The following is a 19,036-nucleotide window of genomic DNA, read 5'->3' on the forward strand; positions in this document are numbered from 1 at the left end:
GGTGACGGTCGTCCGGCGAAGTTCCGACGCGGAGTGGCAATGGATTTCGAGCGCGACATAGCCAAGGTCAGCGGGATCGCTGCGGTCTCGACCATCCTGGACGTGGTCAGCCGGACCACCGGCATGGGGTTTACCGCCGTTGCCCGCGTCACCGGGGACAGGTGGATCACCTGTGCCTCGCGTGATGAACTTGCGTTCGGGCTGAAACCCGGTGACGAGCTCAAGGTCGAAACCACGATCTGCCACGAGATCCGGCAGAGCCGTGAGGCGGTCGTCATCGACAATGTCAGCGAAGATGCGGCGTACTGCACGCATCACACGCCCACGCAATATGGCTTCCAAAGCTACATCTCCGTGCCGATCATTCTTCCCGACGGTTCATTCTTCGGAACGCTTTGCGCCATCGATCCGAAGCCGCGCAAGCTTCGGACCCCGGAAGTCATCGGCATGTTCAAGCTGTTTGCCGAGCTGATCGCGTCTCACCTCGACGCGGCCGACCGTGTCGAACTGATCGAGAACAGGCTCGCGCTGGAACAACGCAATGCCGAACTGCGCGAGCAGTTCATCGCCGTGCTCGGTCACGACCTCAGAAACCCTCTCGCCTCGATTCAGGGCGGCCTGCGGCTTCTGAACAAGAAGGTCGATGACGAGGGCAAGAACTGGATCAATCTTTTGCAGGGAAGCGTGGCCCGGATGGCGGGCCTGATCGACAATGTCATGGACTTCGCCCGCGCACGGCTCGGCGCCGGGATGCAGCTCAAGTTGAGAGAACAGCCACTCGAGCCTGTCATCAGGCAGATTGTCGCGGAGTTCGAGAACGTGCATCCGGATCGCGTCATCGAAACGGTCGTCGACGTTCCGGGATCTGTGAAAATCGACGCCGACCGCATAGGTCAGATGCTGTCCAATCTTCTCGGCAACGCGATTTCCTATGGCGCCGCCGACAAGCCGATCAGGGTGCTGGCGCAGACGACCGGCGCTGGCTTCGACATCAGCGTTGTCAACAAAGGTGCGCCAATTCCGGCGGAAGCGATGCCGCGCCTTTTCACTGCGTTCGATCGTGGCGACGTTCTGCCAAACCAGAAGGGGCTTGGGCTCGGACTGTACATCGCCCAGGAGATCGCGCGCGCCCATGGCGGGTTGATCGTCGCGTCGTCGATGCGGGATGAAACGGTGTTCACGGTGTCGATCCCGGCAACACAGGCCAGCGGCTGAGGAGGCGCGCCACGCTCTGGTATCTTGCCGTCACCGCGCGTCTCACCAATTCTCCGACAATGCCATCATGCGCCTGTTTTGCCCGACGGTGCAACCGGCCTTGTGCGCCAGGCATTGGTTCTGGCCAGCTGCGGTCAGCTGATCTTAGCACACGCGTAAGCCATTGATTTCACAACCCCCGTCTACTGTGCATGGGGTTGTTTTCGCGCTTTTTGGTTTCGAGACGTGGCTAGCCCGCTCCGAACGCGACCGCGACGTTGTAAGTCAGGAGGCTCGCGGCATAGGCCAGCACCAGCATGTAGAAGAAGGTGACGGCCATCCAGGTCCAGCTTCCGGTCTCGCGCCGGATCACGGCGAGCGTGGATGCGCATTGCGGGGCGAAGATGTACCACGCCAGCATCGACAGCGCGGTCGCGAGCGACCATTTCGTCGCCAGCACCTGGCCGATCTGCTCGGCCGCTTCCTTGCCGCCTTCGATTGCATAGACGGTGCCGAGCGCCGCGACCGCGACCTCGCGCGCCGCCATGCCCGGGATCAGCGCGACCGCGATTTGCCAGTTGAAGCCGACCGGCGCCAGCAGCGGCTCGAGCGCCTTGCCGATGATCGCGGCCAGGCTGAAGTCGATCGCCGGTTCGGTTGCGCCCGCGGGCGGCTGCGGGAACGAGGCCAGAAACCAGATCAGCACCATCATCGAGAAGATCGTGGTGCCGGCGCGGTGCAGGAACATCTTGGCCCGCGTATAGACGCCGATCGCGATCGATTTCAGCCGCGGCATCTTGTAGTCCGGAAGCTCCAGCATGAAAGGCGCCGGCGCATAGTCGCGCAGCATGAAGAATTTGATGAGGAACGAGACGGCAAGCGCGCTGGCGATGCCGACAGCATAGAGACCGAACATCACCAGGCCCTGAAGATTGATGAAGCCCCAGACCTCTTTTGCCGGAATGAAGGCGGAGATGATCAGCGTGTAGACGGGAATGCGTGCCGAGCAGGTCATCAGCGGCGCGATCAGGATCGTGGTCAGCCGGTCGCGCTTGTTGTCGATCACGCGCGTGGCCATGATCCCGGGGATCGCGCAGGCAAAGCTCGACAGCAGCGGGATGAAGGCGCGGCCGTGCAGGCCGGCGCCGCCCATGATGCGGTCCATCAGGAACGCGGCGCGCGCCATGTAGCCGAAATCTTCCAGCAGCAGGATGAACAGGAAGATGATGATGATCTGCGGCAGGAACACGATGACGCTGCCGACGCCTGATATCACGCCGTTCTGCAGGAAGCTCTGCAGCAGGCCGGCGGGCAGGGTGGCGTGCACGAACTCGCCGAGGGAGTCGAAGCCCGAGTTGAGCAGCTCCATCAGCGGCTGCGCCCAGGCGAACACCGCCTGGAACATCACGAACAGGATAGCCGCGAGCACGATCAGCCCGCCGACGGGATGCAGCACGATCGCGTCGATCCGCGCGGTCCAGGTGTCGGGCCGGCTGGGTAGGCTGACGCAGTCGGCGATGATGCGGTCGGCTTCGCGCTGGGTGGCGCGCAGATCGGCCACGCTGAGCGCCCGCCAATTGTTCTCGCCCGGCTCGGCGGCGAGCTTCGCCGAAATCTCGTCGGTCAGCGACAGCAGGTCGGCCGTGCCGCCCTTGCGCACCGCGATCGAGGTGACCACGGGCACGCCGAGCTCCTTGGCGAGCCGCTCGACGTCGACAGTGATGCCGCGGCGGGTCGCGATGTCGAACATGTTGAGCACGAGGATCATCGGACGGCCGGTGCGCTTGAGCTCCAGCAGCAGGCGGATGGTCAGGCGCAGATTGGTGGAATCGGCCACGCACAGCACGAGGTCGGGCAGGATCTCGCCGGAAGCCTTGCCGAGCACGAAGTCGCGGGTGATCTCCTCGTCCGGGCTGCGACCGCGCAGGGAATAGGTGCCGGGCAGGTCGACCACGGAGACCTGGCGGCCCATGGGCGTGACGAAGAAGCCTTCCTTGCGCTCGACGGTGACGCCGGGATAGTTCGCGACCTTCTGCCGGCTGCCGGTCAGCGCATTGAACAGCGAGGTTTTGCCGCTGTTTGGTGTGCCCACCAGGGCGAGATGAAGTAGGGGCAATTCCATGAAGTTGGGGTCCGGTCGCTTCAGGCGACGATGATGGCCATGGCTTCGCGACGGCGGACCGCGATGGTGATGCTGTCGACCCGCACGGCAATCGGGTCGCGCCCGACCAGCCCCTCGTGCAAGACCTCGACCCGGGCGCCCTCGACGAAGCCGAGCTCGATCAGCCGGCTCTCGAGCTCGATGTCCGAGAGCGCCGAGCCTGCGTCCTTGGGGGAAAGGTGCTGGATGACGCCGGTATAGCCGCGCTGGGCCAGGCCCAGCGGCATCTGCGGACGCGTATCATGGATGTCGGTCATGCCCTGTATTTTCAACGCAGGGCATCGAGGTCAAGCGCGCTCGGTCGCTGAAACTGCACCTTAGAGTGATTTTAAAGTACCAGCTTCGTGACGGAGGCGATTGGCGCCGGGATCGGCGCCAAGATCAGCGTCAAGACGGCTACTGGGCCGGGACCTTTTCCGCCTGGATGGCGGCCATGGCGCGGCTCTTGAAGTAGTCGAGCACGAACAGGCGGATCGCCGAGGACAGATTGCCCTGCTGGCGGTTGCCGTCGATCTCGCCGACCAGCTCGGACAGCGTCATGTTGCGCAGGCCCGAGATCTCCTTCATGCCGTTCCAGAACGCCTCTTCCAGGCTGACGCTGGTCTTGTGGCCGGCGACGACGATCGACCGTTTCACGACGGGCGACTTCATGGCTGCTCCTCGCGATCGATCTGGTGCTGGTCCAGGTGCGCCTTCGCCTGGTCCGCGCGCGTCTCCTCCGCCGACCGCTCCGCCTTCGTGCGGCCGAACTTCGTTCGGTTGGCGTCCGCCTGCTTCGCCGTGGCTTGCCGCTCGGCGCGCTTCCGGAAACGATTCAGGTTGATGACGTTCCCCATGTCGCGTCTCCATCATCCGATCCTCCGTGGGCAGGATGAAACATTCAGAAACTGTGCGCCGCACTGCGCCCAATGAGACTTGATCGCCATTCGCTTGTCCTCGTCAATCGACCCTTGGGCCATCAAACGATGAATTCCGCCCCGTGGGGGCGGAGGGGCTGCGTAACACGCAATCCCGCCGCGACATTGACGGTAATCAAATCCCGTCCTTTAAGCCCTACATTTAATGGAGCTTGGGGCTCCGTATCATTACGGATGGCTATCGGAATTCGGAATTTATCCCGGGCTGGTCATCTTCTCGGGGCGCACCAGGCGGTCGAACTCGTCCGCCGAGACGAAGCCGAGCCGCAGCGCCTCCTCCTTCAGGGTGGTGCCGTTGGCATGCGCCGTCTTGGCCACCTTGGCCGCGTTGTCATAGCCGATCTTGGGAGCGAGCGCCGTCACCAGCATCAGTGAACGCTGCATCAGCTCCTTGATGCGCTTCTCGTCGGCGCGGATGCCGCTGACGCAATGCTCGGTGAAGGAGCGCGCGGCGTCCGCCATCAGCCGGATCGAGTGCAGCATGTTGTAGGCCAGCACCGGCTTGTAGACGTTGAGCTCGAAATGGCCCTGGCTGCCGGCGACCGTGATCGCGGTGTGATTGCCGAACACCTGGCAGCACACCATCGTCATCGCCTCGCACTGCGTCGGATTGACCTTGCCCGGCATGATCGAGGAGCCCGGCTCGTTCTCCGGCAGCATCAGTTCGCCGAGGCCCGAACGCGGACCCGATCCGAGCAGGCGGATGTCGTTGGCGATCTTGAACAGGCCTGTCGCGACCGAATTGATGGCACCGTGCGCCAGCACATAGGCGTCGTTCGAGGCCAGCGCCTCGAATTTATTGGCCGCGCTGGTGAAGGGCAGCTTCGTGATCCCGGCAACGTGCCTTGCGAACAGTTTTGCAAAGCGCGGCTTCGAATTGAGGCCGGTGCCGACGGCGGTGCCGCCCTGCGCCAGCGGATAGAGCTCCTTCACCGCGACCTTGAGCCGGGCGATGCCGCTCTCGACCTGGGCGGCATAGCCTGAAAATTCCTGGCCGAGCGTCAGCGGCGTCGCATCCTGGGTGTGGGTGCGGCCGATCTTGACGATCTTTGTGAACTCTTTCTCCTTCTTGCGCAGCGCGCGCAGCAATTCGCCGAGGGCAGGGACGAGATCGGCGGTGATGCGGCTTGCCGCCGCGATATGCATCGCGGTCGGGAACGAGTCGTTCGACGACTGGCTCATGTTGACGTGATCGTTGGGATGCACCGGCTTCTTGGCGCCGAGCTCGCCGCCGAGCATCTCATTAGCGCGATTGGCGATGACCTCGTTGAGATTCATGTTGCTCTGCGTGCCTGAGCCGGTCTGCCACACCACCAGCGGAAAATGGTCGTCCAGCTTGCCCTCGATCACCTCGCGCGCGGCGCGGATGATGGCCTTGGCGCGGCGCTGGTCGAGCAGGCCGAGCTCCTGGTTGGTCTGCGCCGCGGCGAGCTTGACGATGCCGAGCGCATGCACGAGCGAGATCGGCATGCGATCGGTGCCGATGCGAAAATTCTGGCGCGAGCGTTCGGTCTGCGCGCCCCAATAGCGATCGGCGAGGACCTCGATCGGACCGAAGCTGTCGGTCTCGGTGCGGGTCGCCGGGCGCGAGGAGCGGTCGGTCTTCGCGCGAGAAGTCTTCGAGCGGGAGGTCTTCGAGCTGGAGGTCTTGGCCATGAGCACATCCATTCCGCCGCACGAAATGCCGCGCGGCCTCTTCATGTGCCTCTATATAGGGAGTTTGGCCGCCCGCGACGGGCTCCGGCCCGATCTAGATCATTTCTTGCGGAAACGATCTAATCGCACGACTTCGGCGCCGCCCTGGTTCGGAGCCGCCGGCTCTTCGGTGCCTTCCGCAGGTTCAGTGGCAGGCGTCGGCACCGCCACCGCGGACGGGGCGGGAGCGGCCGGCAATGTCTCGGGCGAGACGTCGGCGACATCGGAGGTGTCGAACTGGAGGCCGAATTTCACGGACGGATCGAGGAAGCTCTTGATGGCGCTGTACGGCACGATCAGCCGCTCCGGAATGCCCCCGAAGGACAGGCCGACCTCGAAGCGGTCCTCGAGCACGGTCAGATCCCAGAACTGGTGCTGCAGGATGATCGTCATCTCTTCCGGATATTGCGCCAGCAGCCGCGACGACAGCTTCACGCCCTCGGCCTTCGACACGAAGGTGATGAAGAAATGGTGCTCGCCCGGCAGGCCATGAGCCGCGGCATCGGTCAGCACCTTGCGCAGCACGCCGCGTAGCGCGTCGCGGGCCAGCACATCGTATCGGATATGATCGGTCGCCATGGTGGTCCTGTTGCATTCCAGGAGCTGGGCCCTGCCGGCCCGACTCGCCAAGCCGCAATAGTACCGCGCCTGACGGGCCAACAGGAGTCCCCGCGGGGTAGGAAATAAGAGGTAAGTGGAGGCTTCTGTTGCCAGGTGCCTCCGAACCCCGCCTAACGGAGCTTAACCCGTTAGGACTTCAGAATGGTCTTTCAAACTGCGTTACGCAGCCTGAGCAACCGGAGCAAAGTTGTCGTTGGCAACTATTGCATAGCCCGATAACGGCGGAACAATACCGAGAAAAAGAACGCCCTTTACGCCCTCGTCGATCCTATTTCGCCCCCGCCAAAACCCGCTTTCAGGGCTAGCCCGCTGGTGGGCTTTGGTGGAGGCGCCGGGTACCGCCCCCGGGTCCGAATGGTTTATTGCGACGACCGTTTATTTCCATAGCCGGCGAACCGGCACCCCCAATATAGGGGGCAAAGGTTTCAAATAACAGGTGTTTCGAGCGGCCATCCCGAGGTTCCCTTTGGATAGGTTCCCGACAGGCTTGGCCGCGCGCCGGCCGGCGTTCTAAGCTCCTGACATGTCCGAGGATTCCGCACCGGCTGCCCAACACCGAGATCACGAACTGGACCGTCCAGCCACCAGCGCCGTTCCGCCGGGCTTGCTCGCGCTGTTCCTGGCCTTCGCCCGGATGTCGCTGGCGGGCTTCGGCGGGGTTTTGGTCTTCGCCCGGCAGGCCATCGTCGAGCAGCACCGCTGGATGACGGCGGACGAGTTCAACGAGACGTTTGCGCTCTGCCATTTCCTGCCTGGGCCCAACATCGTCAATCTGTCGATGGTGTTCGGCGCGCGGCTGCGCGGGATCGCCGGCGGCATTGCCGCCTTCGCGGGGCTGTTGCTGCCGCCCACGCTGATCATGACGGTGCTCGCGATCGTCTACGCCCGGTTCGGCGATGTGGAGGTGCTGCGCCGCATTCTCGCGGGCATCTCCTGTGCGGCCGTCGGTCTCTTGATCGCGGTGGTCTTCCGGATGATGACGCCGCTGCTCAAGCGGCTGGACGCCGTCGCGCTCATCCTGATGCTGAGCGTCTTCCTCGCCATCGGCGTCCTTCGCCTGCCGCTCCAGGCCGTGCTTTTGGTCGCGATCCCCGTCAGCGTCAGCGCCATTTTCCTGATGCGGCGGAAGGTAGCAGCATGAACGCGGAGAACCCGATCTGGGCGCTGATCTCGACCTTCGGTCTGATGTCGCTGTTCGCAGTCGGCGGCGCCGCGGCGGCCGTGCCCGAGATGCACCGCATCGCTGTCGACGTGCATCACTGGATGACCGACAAGCAGTTCGCCGACGCCTATGCGATCGCGCAGCTCTCACCAGGTCCGAACGTACTTATCGTCACGTTGATCGGCTATGCCGTCGCCGGCATCCCCGGCGCCCTGGCGGCGACCTTGGCCATGTGCCTGCCCACCGCGCTGCTTGCCTATTATGTCAGCCGGCTCCTCAATCGCCCGAGCCAATCGCGCTGGCCCGGGCTGATCCAGGCTGCACTGGTTCCGCTCTCGATCGGCCTGATGGCGGCGAGCGCCCTGATCCTCGCCGAGTCGACCGATCGCACGCTTGCTGCGCTGCTCCTGACCGCGACGGTTGCAGTGGTCGCATCCGTCTCGCGCATCAATCCACTATGGATTTTGCTGGTCGGGGGCTTGTTGGGTTTTGCTGGCATTGTGTAATGAAAATGGCTAGGCAGGGATCCGGGCGGGGGCATCGATTTCCAGCCGATTAGAACAACATTGCTCGTGGCTTACGGGTCGCGGAGGAGACATGCATGGCCGATACGATGGGCCACTCGGCGACAGCCAACCGAAACACCTCGGTGGTGATCAGCTTTTGTCTGCTGGCCATAGCGCCGCAGATTTTCGAGTTCATCTGGTCGTTCGGGACGATCTTTGGCTGGGGCGCCGGACGCGGCCCGGCCGCTGTCGTGATCAGCCACGCTACGGCGCTGCTCGCGGGGGCGCCCGGCGCGTTGCTCGGGGCGGTCGGCGGTGACACTAAGAAGGCGTCATCCGACGTGCTGCTGGCGCTGATCTATTCCTATCCGATCTTTGCGGTGGCTATTCTCACGTTCTTCATGACGATCAGGTCGGCGCAGGATTATGTCGGCGGGATCGTGCTGCTGGCGCTCGCCTTGTTCGCGCTGTGGGCTTCCAGCGATTTGCAGGGGATGCGCGGCTTCTCCTTCGGCGCCGGCACCGCGCCGCGAATGTTTGGCGGGCTGCTCGTCGCACTTGGCGCGGGCATTGCGTTGACGGGACTGCTGACCGACGGGCCGAGCATGGCGCACTATGCCTGGCGCGGGCCGCTCTTCGTGATGATCTCGATCGTCTTCTTCGCGCTGGCGATTCGTCCGCTTGGGGTGGTGGTTACGGCATTCTCGAGCTTCCTGATCGCGGCGATGGGCACGCATGAGACGCGCTGGGTCGAAGCGGTCATCGTCGGCGCCTGCCTGACGCTCGGCTGCGCGCTGCTCTTCCCCTACGTGCTCGGACTGCCGATGCCGATGTTCCCGCGCTTCCTGGTTCAGTGAGGGTGTGATGTTCGATCTCTTCCACAATCTGGGGCTCGGTTTCGGTGTGGTGTTTCAGATCTCCTGGTGGTCACCCTGGTGGCTCTACGGTCTGTCGCTGCCGATCTCGATCAACATTCTCATGTGCCTGATTGGCGCATTGGTTGGCACGCTGGTCGGCGTGCTGCCCGGTATCGGCACCGTCGCAACCGTGGCGATGCTCCTGCCCATCACGTTCGGATTGCCGCCGGTCGGCGCGCTGATCATGCTCGCCGGCATCTATTACGGCGCCCAGTACGGCGGCTCCACCACCTCGATCCTGGTCAATATTCCCGGTGAGGCGACGTCGGTCGTCACCGCCATCGACGGCCACCAGATGGCAAAGCAGGGCCGTGCCGGCCCGGCGCTGGCGATCGCGGCGATCGGCTCGTTCTTCGCCGGCTGCGTCGCGACAGTGCTCATCGCCGTGCTCGGCGCGCCTCTGACCAAGCTCGCGCTGGCGTTCGGTCCGGCCGAATATTTCTCGCTGATGGTGCTCGGCCTGATCTTCGCGGTGGTGCTGGCCAAGGGCTCGGTGCTGAAGGCGATCGCTATGATCGTGTTCGGCCTGATGCTGTCGATGGTCGGCTCCGACATCGAGACCGGCGCCTCGCGCATGGCGTTCAACATTCCGGAACTCGCCGATGGTCTCGGCTTTGCGACGGTGGCGATGGGCGTGTTTGGCTTCGCCGAGATCATCCGCAATCTCGATGCCGGCGCCGAGATGAACCGCGACCTAGTGCAGCAGAAGATCACCGGCCTGATGCCGACCAGGAAGGATTTGATCGACTCGGCGCCTGCGATCCTGCGCGGCACCGTGCTCGGCTCGATCCTCGGCATCCTGCCGGGTGGTGGCGCTGTCATCGCGTCCTTTGCGTCCTATACGCTCGAGAAGAAGATCGCCAAGAACCCGTCGCGGTTCGGCCGTGGCGCGATCGAGGGCGTGGCGGCACCGGAAAGCGCCAACAACGCCGCGGCGCAGACCTCCTTCATCCCGCTGCTGACACTCGGCATCCCGCCCAACGCCGTGATGGCGCTGATGGTGGGCGCGATGACCATCCACGGCATCGTGCCGGGTCCGCAGGTGATGCAGAAGCAGCCGGAACTGGTCTGGGGCATGATTGCCTCGATGTGGATCGGCAATCTGATGCTGATCATCATCAACCTGCCGCTGGTCGGAATTTGGGTGCGGCTGTTGCGCGTCCCTTACCGGCTGATGTTCCCCTCGATCGTGATCTTCTGCGCGATCGGCATCTACTCGGTGAACAACGCGCCGGTCGACGTCATCCTCGCAGGCGTGTTCGGTCTGGTCGGCTACTGGCTGATCAAGCACGATTTCGAGCCGGCGCCGCTGTTGCTCGGCATGGTGCTCGGACCGCTGATGGAAGAGAATCTGCGCCGCGCGCTGCTGATCTCGCGCGGCGATTGGAGCGTGTTCCTGACGCGTCCGCTGTCGGCCGTGCTGCTGGCGATCGCGGCCTTCCTCCTGGTGCTCACGGTGCTGCCCGCGTTGCGTGCCAAGCGCGACGAGGTGTTCACAGAATCCGAGAACTGAGGGCGACGCGCCTGCCGGCGCGCCGTGGCTCGAACCCAAGCCGGCAAGTTGGCCAGCAGGATCAATCTGATAGACGAGGGGCGGGACGCTAAGTTCCGCCCCTTGTCGTTTGCACCGGGAACGCTCACTTTTCCGGGTATAATGCCCAGGGATGGCGAATCGCCGCTGTCGCAGCGTGGGGGCGGCCGCTAAATTCGCCGCCTCCCCAAAGGCTCACGCACATGCACCAGTATCAGGACCTGCTCGAGCGGATTCTTTCAGACGGCGCCGAAAAAACCGACCGGACCGGCACCGGCACGCTGTCGGTGTTCGGCCATCAGATGCGCTTCAACCTGTCTGCCGGCTTTCCGATGCTGACCACCAAGCGCCTGCCGCTGAAGGCGATCGTGCATGAGCTGTTGTGGTTCCTGAAGGGCGATACCAACATCAAATATCTGCGCGACAACGGCGTCACCATCTGGGACGAGTGGGCCGACGCCAATGGCGATCTTGGCCCCGTCTACGGCCATCAGTGGCGCTCCTGGCCCGCGCCGGACGGACGCAGTATCGATCAGATCGCGAACGTCATCGACATGATCAAGCGCAATCCGGACTCGCGCCGCCTGATCGTCTCGGCCTGGAATCCGGCCGAGGTCGACAAGATGGCGCTGCCGCCGTGCCACTGCCTGTTCCAGTTCTACGTCGCAAACGGCAAGCTGTCGTGCCAGCTCTATCAGCGCTCGGCTGACGTGTTCCTCGGCGTGCCCTTCAACATCGCCTCCTACGCGCTGCTCACCATGATGGTGGCGCAGGTCACGGGCTTGAAGCCCGGCGACTTCGTGCATTCATTCGGTGACACCCATCTCTATTCCAACCATCTGGAGCAGGCGAAGCTCCAGCTCACGCGCGCGCCGCGCGCGCTGCCGGTGATGCGGATCAACCCCGACGTGAAGGACATCTTCTCCTTCCGTTACGAGGACTTTGAGCTCGTCGGCTACGATCCGCATCCGCACATCAAGGCCGCGGTCGCGGTCTGAAGTCGATGTCGCTCAATATCCGCCGTGTGCGTCCCGGCGAAGCCGGGCTGGTTCTCGCTTTCATCCGCGAGCTCGCCGAGTACGAAAAGCTTTCGCACGAGGTCGAGGCGACCGAGGCTGACATCGCCGACGCCCTGTTCGGCGAGCGACCGCAACTCCATTGCGCCCTCGCCGAGTGGAACGGCGAGCCGGTCGGCTTCGCGGTGTGGTTTGCGAATTTCTCGACGTTCAGCGGCCGCCACGGCATCTATCTCGAGGATTTGTATGTGCGGCCGTCGCATCGGGGTAGGGGCCTCGGCAAGGCTCTGCTCGTGCACCTTGCCAGGGAATGCGTCGAAAACGGCTGGTCCCGGCTGCAATGGGCGGTGCTCGACTGGAACGCGCCGTCGATCGCCTTCTATAAATCCCTCGGTGCCGTCATGCTGGACGACTGGACGCTGTGCCGCGTCACCGGGCCTGCGTTGACGCGGCTTACCGGGAGCGCGTCCTGATGGAGATCGTCTTCGTCGTCGCGATCGCGGAGAACGGCGTCATCGGCGCCGGCAACGCCATGCCGTGGCGAATGAAATCCGACATGGCGCGCTTCAAGGCGCTCACGATCGGCAAGCCCGTGATCATGGGCCGCAGGACCTTCGAATCCCTGCCCCGGCCGCTTCCCGGCCGCACCAACATCGTCGTCACGCGCGATGCGGATTATCGCGCCGCCGGCGCCATCGTGACGACCTCGACTGATGAGGCAGACGCCATCGCGCGCGGCGATGCCCTGCGGCGTTCGGTCACCGAGATCGCCGTGATTGGCGGCGCCGAAATCTTCCGGCGATGGCTCGATCGCGCCGATCGCCTCGAAATCACGGAAGTGCATGCCCGCCCCGAGGGCGACACGCATTTCGGCATCGACAGGGCCGAGTGGGATGAGGTGGAGCGCATCCGTCATCCTGCCGGACCCCACGACAGCGCCGACTACTCCTATGTGACATATCGTCGGCGGGCGGGCCATTAACCGCATTTGCCAATGTTAACATTGACTTTTCTGCCCCCAAGCTTAGCTCGGAGGGCGGCGATGGCTGCGTTGTAAGGGACCTGCCTGTCCCCTATAAAGCCGGACCGGACAAAGCGGGCGGGGGGCAATTTCACCCTGCCGAGGAGAGATTCGAATGCCGTGGAAGAATCAGGGCGGTGGCCCATGGGGCTCGGGTCCGAAGGGACCATGGGGCAACGGCCCGCAACCGGTCGGGCCAAGGCCGCCGGATCTGGAAGACCTTCTGCGGCGCGGCCAGGATCGGCTCCAGCAGATCATGCCGGGTGGCTATTTCTCCGGCATCGGCATCACGCTGATCGTGCTGCTCATCGTCGCGTTCTGGCTGCTGTCGGGCTTCTTCCGGGTGCAGTCCGAAGAGCTCGGCGTCGTGCTGCGCTTCGGCAAGCATGTCCGCACCGTAGAGCCCGGCCTGAACTACCATCTGCCCTATCCGATCGAGACCGTGCTGCTGCCAAAGGCCTTGCGCGTTTCCACCATCTCGATCGGCATGACGCTGATCGACGATCCGGCGCGGCGCGGCCGCTCCATTCGTGACGTGCCGGAAGAGAGCCTGATGTTGACCGGGGACGAGAACATCGTCGATGTCGACTTCACCGTGCTCTGGCGCATCAAGCCCAACGGCGTCGGCGATTTCCTCTTCAACATTCAGAATCCCGAAGGCACCGTGAAGGCGGTCGCCGAGAGCGCGATGCGCGAGGTGATCGGCCGCTCGCAGATCCAGCCGATCCTGACCGGTGCGCGCAACGTCACCGAACAGGGCGTGCAGGAACTGATCCAGAAGACCCTGGACAGCTACGGCGCCGGCATTCAGATCAGCCAGGTGCAGATGCAGAAGGTCGACCCGCCGGCGCAGGTGATCGACGCCTTCCGCGACGTCCAGGCGGCGCGCGCCAATCTCGAGCAGCTGCAGAACGAGGCGCAGACCTATGCCAACCAGGTCGTGCCGCAGGCACGCGGACGCGCGGCGCAGATCATGCAGGCCGCCGAAGGCTACAGGGAGCAGACGGTCGCCGAGGCCAAGGGCCAGAGCTCGCGCTTCCTGAAGGTTTACGAGGAATACAAGAAGGCGCCCGACGTGACGCGTGAACGGATTTATCTGGAGACGATGGAGCGCGTGCTCGGCGGCTCGGAAAAGCTCATCTATGACGGCGGCCAGTCGGGCCAGGGCGTCGTGCCTTATCTGCCGCTCAGCGAACTGACGACCAAGCGGCCACCTGCAACCGGCCAGCAGACGACCGGAGGCAACCGATGAGATCTCCGGTCACAGGCATCGTCACGCTGCTCGGCCTCCTGCTCGTCGTGATCGTGGGCTACATGTCCCTGTTCACGGTGGCGCAGACCGAGCAGACCATCGTGCTGCAGTTCGGCAAGCCCGTCGACGTCGTCACCGCTCCCGGCCTGCACTTCAAGGCGCCGTGGAATTCGGTGATCAACATCGACAAGCGCATCCTCGATCTGGAGAACCCGTCGCAGGAAGCGATCGCGTCCGACCAAAAGCGGCTCGTGGTCGACGCCTTCGCGCGTTACCGCATCAAGGACGCGCTTCGCTTCTATCAGAGCATCGGCTCGATCCAGGCCGCCAACATCCAGCTCACCACGCTCTTGAACGCGGCGCTACGCCGCGTGCTCGGCGAGGTCACCTTCATCAACGTGGTCCGCGACGACCGCGAGAAGCTGATGCAGCGCATCCGCGATCAGCTCGACCACGAGGCCGACGGCTACGGCATCCAGGTCGTCGACGTCCGGATCCGCCGCGCCGATTTGCCGGAGCAGAACAGCCAGGCGGTCTATCAGCGCATGAAGACGGAACGCGAGCGCGAAGCCGCCGAGTTCCGCGCGCAGGGCGGCCAGAAAGCACAGGAGATCCGCTCCAAGGCCGACCGCGAGGCGACCGTGATCGAGGCGGATGCAAGGTCGCTGGCCGAGCAGACGCGCGGCGTCGGCGATGCCGAGCGCAACCGTCTGTTCGCCGAAGCCTACGGCCAGGACGCGGATTTCTTCGCCTTCTACCGCTCGATGGCGGCCTATGAAACCGGGCTGCGCGCGAACGACACCCGCTTCCTGCTGCGCCCGGACTCGGATTTCTTCCGGTTCTTTGGTAACCCGTCCGGCAAGACGGCGACCACGACGCCAGCGAAGCCGTAAGTGAGACAAGGGCGGCAGGTCTGGCCGCCCTTCGTTCAGACAAGAACAGCACAACGGGAGGTTCCAATCCGATGAGGTCCATTGCGTTCACCGACTTCCTCATCGGTTTGGGCATCCTGTTCGTGCTGGAAGGCTTGATGTTCGCGGCAAGCCCGGCCTGGATGCGCAAGGCCATGAAAAGCGCGATGGCCACGCCGGACAATGTCCTGCGGGCGGTTGGCATCGGTTCGGCCGTGGCCGGCCTGGTCCTGATCTGGGTTATGCGACGTCCAATTTAGCCGTCGCACCAACGCCAAAGTGAAGGCGAGGGACCGGTTTTCGCCTTATTGTCCGGGTCTTGAGGCCCGTTAAGGTCCGCGCTTGCGCCGTCCCCCCGTTCGAGCGCAGTCTTGACGCCGAATCCTTGTTTCCTGGAGATCACAATGACCGCTGCCACCATTGCCCCGACCCGTTTGCGCTTAGGGCTGGCCGCGCTCGCCGTTGGCGTTTTCAGCGCATTCGGCACACCGGCCTATGCGCGCGGACCGGATGGCATCGCCGACGTCGCCGAAAAGGTGATCGACGCGGTCGTCAACATCTCGACCTCGCAGACCGTCGAAGCCAAGGGCGGGGGCGGTGGGAATGCCATGCCGCAACTGCCGCCCGGTTCGCCCTTCGAGGAGTTCTTCGACGACTTCTTCAAGAATCGCAAGGGTCCCGGCGGCGGCAGCAAGGGCGGCGAGAATAGCCCGGCGCCGCGCAAGACCAACTCGCTCGGAAGTGGCTTCATCATCGACACGTCAGGCGTCGTCGTCACCAACAACCACGTCATTGCGGACGCCGACGAGATCAACGTCATCCTCAACGACGGGACCAAGATCAAGGCCGAGCTGGTCGGAGTCGACAAGAAGACCGATCTTGCCGTGCTCAAGTTCAAGCCGTCGAAACCGCTGGTGTCGGTAAAGTTCGGCGATTCCGACAAGCTGCGCCTCGGCGATTGGGTCGTCGCGATCGGCAATCCTTTCAGCCTCGGCGGCACCGTGACGGCCGGTATCGTCTCGGCGAAGAACCGTGACATCTCCTCAGGTCCCTACGACAGCTACATTCAGACCGACGCCTCCATCAACCGCGGCAATTCCGGCGGTCCGCTGTTCAACCTCGATGGCGACGTCATCGGCGTCAACACGCTGATCATCTCGCCTTCCGGGGGCTCGATCGGCATCGGCTTCGCCGTACCGTCGAAGACGGTGGCGGGTGTCGTCGACCAGCTCCGCCAGTTCGGCGAATTGCGCCGCGGCTGGCTGGGCGTGCGCATCCAGAGCGTCACCGACGAGATCGCCGAGAGCCTCAACATCAAGCCGCCGCGGGGCGCGCTGGTTGCCGGCGTCGACGACAAGGGCCCTGCCAAACCGGCCGGCATCGAGCCCGGCGACGTCGTCGTCAAGTTCGACGGCAAGGACGTCAAGGACCCCAAGGATCTCTCTCGCGTGGTCGCCGACACCGCGGTCGGCAAGGAGGTCGATGTCGTCATCATCCGCAAGGGTCAGGAGGAGACCAAGAAGGTCATGCTCGGCCGGCTGCAGGATCCCGACAAGGTGCAGGCCGCAGTGAAGACCGACGAGCCCGCACCTGAAAAGACCGTGACACAGAAGGCGCTCGGCCTCGATCTCGCGGCGCTGAGCAAGGATCTGCGTACGCGCTACAAGATCAAGGACAGCGTCAAGGGCGTGGTCGTCACCAATGTCGACGCTAATTCGGATGCCGCCGAGAAGCGCCTCTCCGCCGGCGACGTCATCGTCGAGGTGGCGCAGGAGAGCGTCTCCAGCGGCGCCGACATCCAGAAGCGGGTCGACCAGCTCAAGAAGGACGGCAAGAAGTCGGTGCTGCTGCTGGTCTCGAACGCCGACGGCGAGCTGCGGTTTGTCGCGCTGAGCGTGCAGTAGGTGGGCAAAGCGAAAGCGTGCCCACCACTTTTCCACCACTGCTGCAAGAGTGGTGGGCACGGCGCCAATGCGCCTTTGCCCACCCTACAGCAGTTGGGCGTGCGGTAAGACTTACGCCTCCACGAACTCCTCGCGTCGATACCCCTGCGCGTACAGCAGCGCGGTGAGATCGCCATGATCGATCCGCGCCGCTGCGGCAGCAGCCACCGCCGGCTTGGCGTGATACGCCACGCCCAGGCCCGCCGCCTGGATCATCGCGAGATCATTGGCGCCGTCGCCGACCGCCAGCGAGTCGATGTCGTCGAGATCGAACGACTCCATCAGATCCACCAGCGTCGCGAGCTTTGCCGCGCGCCCCAAAATCGGCTCCTTCACCTCGCCGGTGAACTTGCCGTCGCGGACGACGAGCTCATTGGCCCGGTTCTCCTGGAAACCGATCCTGGTGGCGACCGCGCTGGTGAACAGCGTGAAGCCGCCGGAGACGAGACAGGCGTAAGCGCCGTGGGCGCGCATGGTGGCGACCAGTTCGCGGCCACCCGGCGTCAGCGTAATGCGCTTGGCCAGCACCTCGTCGACGGCACTGGCGGGGAGGTCCTTGAGCAGAGCAACGCGCTCGCGCAGCGCCGGCTCGAACTCGACTTCGCCGCGCATCGCGCGTTCGGTAATGGCTGCCACATGGGCCTTCACCCCGACGAAATCGGCGAGCTCGTCGATGCATTCCTGGCCGATCATGGTAGAATCCATGTCGGCGAGAAAAAGCTTCTTGCGCCGGAAGCCGACTGGCTGCACCACGATGTCGATGGGCAGGTCGCCGCGAAGCTCGCGGAGCCGCTGTTCGATGGCGTGACGGTCGCCTTCGAGGTTACTGTCGGCGCCGAAGGGGATATCGACTGCAACCCCGTCGAACAGCCAGTGCGCGGGAGCTGCCTGAGGCAGCACGGCGCGGGTGCCGTCGACGATGGTCGAGTCGAGCGCGGGGTTATTCGGGTTACAGATCAGCGTGGCAACGAGGGACATTTGAGGTTTTCGTGAGCGAGGGGCAAGTCGGCAGAAGGCATGTTGGCAAGGCGGTGCTTATCGCAGGCCCGACCGCCAGCGGCAAGTCGGCGCTGGCGCTCGAGCTTGCGCTCGCTGCGGGCGGGGTCGTGATCAATGCCGATTCCATGCAGGTCTATCGCGACCTCCGCATCATCACCGCGCGCCCCACAGATGGCGACGAGGCGCAGGCGCCTCATCGCCTGTACGGCCATGTCGATGCGGCCGTGAATTTTTCGGCTGGCGCCTGGGTGGGCGACGCGGCCAAGGCGCTCGAAGTGGCGAAAGCCGAAGGCCGCCTGCCGATCTTCATCGGCGGCACCGGGCTGTACTTCAAGGCGCTGACGGCGGGCCTTTCCGTGGTGCCGCCGATCCCCGCCGAGGTGCGCGAGGACGTTCGAGCGCGGCTGGAGCGGAACGGCGTCGAGGCGCTGCATGCGGAACTCGCAGCCTCCGATCCGCGAGCCGCCGAGCGATTGAACCTGCGTGATCGCACGCGCATTGCGCGCGCGCTCGAAGTGGTCAAAGCCACCGGCCGTTCGCTGCTGGACTGGCACCATGAGGGCCAGCCGCCGCTGCTGCCGAAGGACAGTTTTCGCGCCGTGTTCCTCGCGCCCGAACGCGACGAGCTCTATGCGCGCATCGACGCCCGCTTCGATGCCATGTTGGGTGCTGGCGCGCTGGAGGAGGTCGAGCGTCTCGCCGCCCGAAACCTCGATCCGCTGCTGCCGGCGATGAAAGCTCATGGCGTGCCGGCCCTGGTCCGGCATCTGCGTGGTGAGCTCAGCCTGGAGCAAGCGGCTACCATCGGCCGCGCCGACACCCGCCACTACGCCAAGCGGCAGTTCACCTGGTTCCGGCACCAATTGCCCGAATTCGAGTGGGTGAAGCCGGAGGAGATTCGAGGCTGGCTGCCCGCGATCGTGAACGCGGCACGGGACCAAGGCTGACACGCTTTTGTGCCTCGGCTCCCGAATTTACCTCTCGCCCAACCCCGGGAACACCGCTACACTGCCAAAATCGCGCGGGAACGGCCACATTGCCTTGACATCGGGGCTCCGGCCGCTATGTTTCGCGCAACCTTTGGGAAGCTGGACACCTGCCATGCGTAACATTATTACCAAACTCCTTATCGCCGTCGTACCCAGGCACACCGCCGGGGGTGGCTAGCTGCCATCCACATGACAGGCGGT

20 protein-coding genes and 1 other RNA gene are annotated in these 19,036 nt (G+C 64.3%); 13 read left to right on the top strand and 8 right to left on the bottom strand.

Annotated elements, in window-relative coordinates; all coding sequences use genetic code 11:
• The first annotated feature begins 39 nt into the window (after positions 1 to 39).
• Positions 40 to 1,215 carry a GAF domain-containing sensor histidine kinase gene (locus tag IVB40_RS07025; protein WP_247818460.1) on the top strand — a complete coding sequence of 392 codons (1,176 nt, stop codon included), beginning with the start codon at positions 40 to 42 and terminating at the stop codon, positions 1,213 to 1,215.
• Between the two features lie 229 nt (positions 1,216 to 1,444).
• Here IVB40_RS07025 and IVB40_RS07030 read toward each other — a convergent pair whose 3' ends face one another.
• From IVB40_RS07030 to ssrA, 7 genes are all read right to left on the bottom strand, one after another.
• The gene (locus IVB40_RS07030) at positions 1,445 to 3,316 is read right to left on the bottom strand and encodes a ferrous iron transporter B (protein WP_247460377.1); all 1,872 of its coding nucleotides are present in this window, start codon (positions 3,314 to 3,316) and stop codon (positions 1,445 to 1,447) included.
• Positions 3,317 to 3,336: 20 nt separating this feature from the next.
• Positions 3,337 to 3,612, bottom strand: a complete 276-nt coding sequence (locus tag IVB40_RS07035; RefSeq protein WP_007600961.1) for a FeoA family protein — start codon at positions 3,610 to 3,612, stop codon at positions 3,337 to 3,339.
• 139 nt (positions 3,613 to 3,751) lie between these two features.
• The gene (locus IVB40_RS07040) at positions 3,752 to 4,006 is read right to left on the bottom strand and encodes a ribbon-helix-helix domain-containing protein (RefSeq protein ID WP_007600962.1); all 255 of its coding nucleotides are present in this window, start codon (positions 4,004 to 4,006) and stop codon (positions 3,752 to 3,754) included.
• Entirely contained in the window at positions 4,003 to 4,191 is a 189-nt protein-coding gene (locus IVB40_RS07045; RefSeq protein ID WP_027570789.1) for a DUF4169 family protein, read from the bottom strand. The genes IVB40_RS07040 and IVB40_RS07045 overlap by 4 nt, the downstream gene beginning before the upstream one ends.
• A gap of 276 nt (positions 4,192 to 4,467) precedes the next feature.
• Positions 4,468 to 5,940, bottom strand: coding sequence for a class II fumarate hydratase (gene fumC / locus IVB40_RS07050; protein ID WP_247818461.1), 1,473 nt, complete (start codon positions 5,938 to 5,940; stop codon positions 4,468 to 4,470).
• A gap of 87 nt (positions 5,941 to 6,027) precedes the next feature.
• Positions 6,028 to 6,546, bottom strand: a complete 519-nt coding sequence (locus IVB40_RS07055; protein ID WP_247818462.1) for an SspB family protein — start codon at positions 6,544 to 6,546, stop codon at positions 6,028 to 6,030.
• A 114-nt stretch (positions 6,547 to 6,660) separates the two neighbouring features.
• Positions 6,661 to 7,027: a transfer-messenger RNA gene (ssrA, locus tag IVB40_RS07060) on the bottom strand.
• Positions 7,028 to 7,111: 84 nt separating this feature from the next.
• Between ssrA and IVB40_RS07065 the strand changes: the two genes are divergently transcribed.
• From IVB40_RS07065 to IVB40_RS07115, 11 genes are all read left to right on the top strand, one after another.
• Entirely contained in the window at positions 7,112 to 7,729 is a 618-nt protein-coding gene (locus IVB40_RS07065; protein ID WP_247818463.1) for a chromate transporter, read from the top strand.
• Positions 7,726 to 8,256 carry a chromate transporter gene (locus tag IVB40_RS07070; protein WP_027519544.1) on the top strand — a complete coding sequence of 177 codons (531 nt, stop codon included), beginning with the start codon at positions 7,726 to 7,728 and terminating at the stop codon, positions 8,254 to 8,256. The genes IVB40_RS07065 and IVB40_RS07070 overlap by 4 nt, the downstream gene beginning before the upstream one ends.
• A 95-nt stretch (positions 8,257 to 8,351) precedes the next feature.
• On the top strand, positions 8,352 to 9,113 hold the full coding sequence (locus IVB40_RS07075) for a tripartite tricarboxylate transporter TctB family protein (RefSeq protein WP_247818464.1): 762 nt from the start codon (positions 8,352 to 8,354) through the stop codon (positions 9,111 to 9,113).
• A 7-nt stretch (positions 9,114 to 9,120) separates the two neighbouring features.
• Positions 9,121 to 10,686, top strand: coding sequence for a tripartite tricarboxylate transporter permease (locus IVB40_RS07080; RefSeq protein WP_007600973.1), 1,566 nt, complete (start codon positions 9,121 to 9,123; stop codon positions 10,684 to 10,686).
• 221 nt (positions 10,687 to 10,907) lie between these two features.
• Positions 10,908 to 11,702, top strand: a complete 795-nt coding sequence (locus tag IVB40_RS07085; protein ID WP_007613362.1) for a thymidylate synthase — start codon at positions 10,908 to 10,910, stop codon at positions 11,700 to 11,702.
• 5 nt (positions 11,703 to 11,707) lie between these two features.
• Positions 11,708 to 12,193 carry a GNAT family N-acetyltransferase gene (locus tag IVB40_RS07090; protein ID WP_247358800.1) on the top strand — a complete coding sequence of 162 codons (486 nt, stop codon included), beginning with the start codon at positions 11,708 to 11,710 and terminating at the stop codon, positions 12,191 to 12,193.
• Positions 12,193 to 12,702, top strand: a complete 510-nt coding sequence (locus tag IVB40_RS07095; protein WP_247818465.1) for a dihydrofolate reductase — start codon at positions 12,193 to 12,195, stop codon at positions 12,700 to 12,702. Before IVB40_RS07090 ends, IVB40_RS07095 begins: the two co-directional genes overlap by 1 nt.
• Positions 12,703 to 12,856: 154 nt before the next feature.
• Complete coding sequence (hflK, locus tag IVB40_RS07100) at positions 12,857 to 13,993, top strand: FtsH protease activity modulator HflK (protein WP_027570796.1); 1,137 nt, start codon at positions 12,857 to 12,859, stop codon at positions 13,991 to 13,993.
• Positions 13,990 to 14,886, top strand: a complete 897-nt coding sequence (locus IVB40_RS07105; RefSeq protein ID WP_018454336.1) for a protease modulator HflC — start codon at positions 13,990 to 13,992, stop codon at positions 14,884 to 14,886. The genes hflK and IVB40_RS07105 overlap by 4 nt, the downstream gene beginning before the upstream one ends.
• A 71-nt stretch (positions 14,887 to 14,957) precedes the next feature.
• A complete protein-coding gene (locus IVB40_RS07110; RefSeq protein WP_007600979.1) occupies positions 14,958 to 15,164 on the top strand; it encodes a DUF2065 domain-containing protein in 207 nt (68 codons plus the stop codon).
• Between the two features lie 144 nt (positions 15,165 to 15,308).
• Complete coding sequence (locus IVB40_RS07115) at positions 15,309 to 16,808, top strand: Do family serine endopeptidase (protein ID WP_247818466.1); 1,500 nt, start codon at positions 15,309 to 15,311, stop codon at positions 16,806 to 16,808.
• A 111-nt stretch (positions 16,809 to 16,919) separates the two neighbouring features.
• Here IVB40_RS07115 and serB read toward each other — a convergent pair whose 3' ends face one another.
• Complete coding sequence (gene serB / locus IVB40_RS07120) at positions 16,920 to 17,825, bottom strand: phosphoserine phosphatase SerB (RefSeq protein ID WP_247818467.1); 906 nt, start codon at positions 17,823 to 17,825, stop codon at positions 16,920 to 16,922.
• Between the two features lie 11 nt (positions 17,826 to 17,836).
• On the opposite strand from serB, the gene miaA reads away from it, so the two are divergent.
• Positions 17,837 to 18,793, top strand: a complete 957-nt coding sequence (gene miaA / locus IVB40_RS07125; protein ID WP_247818468.1) for a tRNA (adenosine(37)-N6)-dimethylallyltransferase MiaA — start codon at positions 17,837 to 17,839, stop codon at positions 18,791 to 18,793.
• The last annotated feature ends 243 nt before the right edge of the window (positions 18,794 to 19,036 follow it).

It is taken from the genome of Bradyrhizobium sp. 40, from assembly GCF_023100925.1.
Lineage (GTDB): Bacteria > Pseudomonadota > Alphaproteobacteria > Rhizobiales > Xanthobacteraceae > Bradyrhizobium.